This is a genomic window from Algoriella sp., assembly GCF_036647415.1.
Lineage (GTDB): Bacteria > Bacteroidota > Bacteroidia > Flavobacteriales > Weeksellaceae > Empedobacter.
In genome coordinates, this window is record NZ_JAVXKG010000070.1 from 1 (window position 1) to 2791 (window position 2791).

Annotated in this window: 4 protein-coding genes; 3 read left to right on the forward strand and 1 reads right to left on the reverse strand. The window is 30.3% G+C overall.

Going from position 1 to position 2791, the window contains the following annotated elements:
* Both RSC72_RS15805 and RSC72_RS15810 read left to right on the forward strand, forming a co-directional pair.
* Positions 1-516 (forward strand): MaoC/PaaZ C-terminal domain-containing protein (locus RSC72_RS15805; RefSeq protein WP_332578675.1); only part of this gene is annotated, 516 nt, incomplete at its 5' end.
* A 207-nt stretch (positions 517-723) separates the two neighbouring features.
* On the forward strand, positions 724-1479 hold the full coding sequence (locus RSC72_RS15810; protein ID WP_332544852.1) for an enoyl-CoA hydratase/isomerase family protein: 756 nt from the start codon (positions 724-726) through the stop codon (positions 1477-1479).
* A gap of 49 nt (positions 1480-1528) precedes the next feature.
* On the opposite strand, the gene RSC72_RS15815 is transcribed toward RSC72_RS15810, so the two are convergent.
* Positions 1529-2425 (reverse strand): hypothetical protein, encoded by an 897-nt coding sequence (locus tag RSC72_RS15815; protein ID WP_332544853.1) that lies wholly within the window; start codon positions 2423-2425, stop codon positions 1529-1531.
* A gap of 71 nt (positions 2426-2496) precedes the next feature.
* Here RSC72_RS15815 and RSC72_RS15820 point away from each other — a divergent pair.
* A partial coding sequence (locus RSC72_RS15820; RefSeq protein WP_332578676.1) for an FKBP-type peptidyl-prolyl cis-trans isomerase occupies positions 2497-2791 on the forward strand: 295 nt, incomplete at its 3' end.

Genomic DNA, 2791 nt, shown 5'->3' on the forward strand with positions numbered 1-2791 from the left:
ACGGTTACACAACAATACCAATACGGCGCAGATTATATTGAAGATGATAAACATCCATTCGCAAAATATTTTGAAGAAATAAAAGTTGGTGACACCTTAATTACGGCAAAACATACAATTCAACAATCAGATATTAATGCATTTGCAGCTTTATCTGGCGATAATTTTTATGCGCACGTTGATGCAACATCTTTAGTAGGAACTATTTTTGAAGGAAATGTTGCACATGGATATTACATTTTATCTAAAGCGGCTGGTTTATTTGTTCAAGCAAAAAAAGGACCAGTTTTATTAAATTATGGTTTAGATGAATGTCGTTTTGTAAAACCTGTTTATCCAGGAGCTACAATTGGAGTTCGTTTTACATGTAAAGAGAAAATCTCGCAAGAGAAAAAAGACGAAGAAGATGTGGCAAAAGGAATTGTACGTTGGTTGGTTGATATTTACGATGAAACTGGCGAAACTGTAGCAATTGCAACAATTTTGACAATGGTTAAAAAATTAAATCAAGATTAAAATAATGTGATAATGTGGCAATTTGTTAATTAGAAGATTAATAGAATTCTTCAGTTTGTTTCATGCAGATTTAGGCTAAAAACTTGTCATGCAGAGCTTGTCGAAGCATCTCTTTAATTAATGTTTGTATTGATTAAAATATTAAACAAATAATGAATGATTTATTTAAATTTGCTCATTACCACATTTATAAATTATCAAATTAATATGGATTATTATGTAAAATCTGAATTACAAAACGGAATTGGAACAATAGAGTTTTATCATCCACAAAGTAATTCAATGCCAGGAGTTCAGTTAAGAAATTTAGCTGCAGAAATAGAAAAATTAGGAAACGATGATACTGTAAAAGTTATCGTTCTGAAAAGTGCTGGAGAAAAAACATTTTGTGCTGGAGCTTCTTTTGACGAATTAATATCAATCAAAGATCGCGAAACTGGTTTAGAATTCTTTTCTGGATTTGCAGCCGTAATAAATGCAATGCGTAAAGCACCGAAATTTGTCTTAGCTCGTATTCAAGGAAAAGCTGTAGGTGGAGGTGTTGGTATTGCTTCTGCTGCGGATTATACATTTGCAACAGAATTTGCTTCTGTAAAACTTTCTGAATTAGCCGTTGGTATCGGACCTTTTGTTGTCGGGCCAGCTGTAGAGCGTAAAGTAGGAAATTCTGCTTTTACACAAATGGCAATTAATGCAACAGAATTTCAATCGGCACAATGGGCAAAAGAGAAAGGTTTGTATACCGAAGTTTTTGCAAATGCAGTAGAAATGGACGAATCAATTCAGATTTTAGCAGAAAAATTAGCAAAATCAAGTCCTGATGCTATGAAAAATTTGAAACGAGTATCATGGGAAGGAACAGAAAATTGGGATGAATTATTAATAGAACGTGCCAAAATTTCTGGAGAATTGGTTTTATCAGAATTTACGATTAACGCAATTAATCAATTCAAAACTAAATAAAAATATAGTATATATAGTTAAAATCCACTTCATTTTGAAGTGGATTTTTTTATAATTTACAATATTCGGCTCTATAATATTTACTTTTCTTGACATATAATATATTTTTTTCTGGATTGAGAATTAGATTAAAACGTTTGATCAAATCACCTCCCATAATATTTTTGTGTTGAATTTTTATTGTACTATCAAAAAAGGACATTGGTACATTTTGGAATGTTTGATTTGCCAATTCAAAATTTGGTAAAATAGATTTTTTCGATAAAATGACATTTCCAGCTGCATCACTTAGTTTAGATTCTCCAATAATTTCAAATTTTTCTAATAATTTATATTCTTTTGCAAAATCATCCGAAATCATCAAAGCTCCAGAAAAACCTGTGTGTATCATAAATTCTGTTTCAATTGGTTTTTTACCAATTAATGGAAAAGCTTTTATATAAAGTGTTTCTTGTGAATATCTCGAATTCTGTTTTATGTACTTTTTGAGTTTAGAAGGAGCTTTATCGTACACATATAATTTGTTCTCATCAAAATTTATTTCTAAATATTTACCTTCAAAAAACTTCAATCCAATTTTTCCATCGCTTTCATGTCCAGATTGTTTATCAATAAAAATTGGAATTTGATTGAATTCTTCTTCACCAAATTTGACGATATTATTTTGACTCATTTTCATATCCGAATATCCAGCCCAAGATGTCACATTATTTAAGGTATCAGAAATTGCAATAGATTTCATTTTTTTGTACGAATCTTCGATAATAGTGATATAGTCTGAACCTGTGTGTAACATCAATTGCACCGTATCTTTTTGATTAATAATAACTGGTACTAAAATGTTGTTGTATTTTGTTAATCGAAACGGAATTTCTTTCACCATATTTTGCCCAAAACTTGATATTGTAAGAATAGTAAGTAGAACTGATAATAGTTTTTTATTCATTATAGTTGTATTGTTCTAATAAAAGTAAACTAAATTGTATAAATGACTAATATTCCTTTTAAATTTGTAGTATGGGAGTAGCAGATTTATTATTGAAACGTAAAAAAGAGTTAGCTGAAAAGAATTTCAACGAAGGTCTAGTTTTTCGAGAAGAATATAAAAAACAAGAAGGAGTTATTGAAACTGAAAGTGGATTGTTATACGAAGTTATGACGATGGGAGAAGGAGTGAAGCCTGCTTTATCAGAAACAGTTTTATGTCATTATCATGGAACTAATATACACGGAGAAGTTTTCGATAGCTCAGTGCAACGTAAAAAACCGGCTGCTTTTCCATTGGAAAATGTAATAAAAGGTTGGGCAGAAG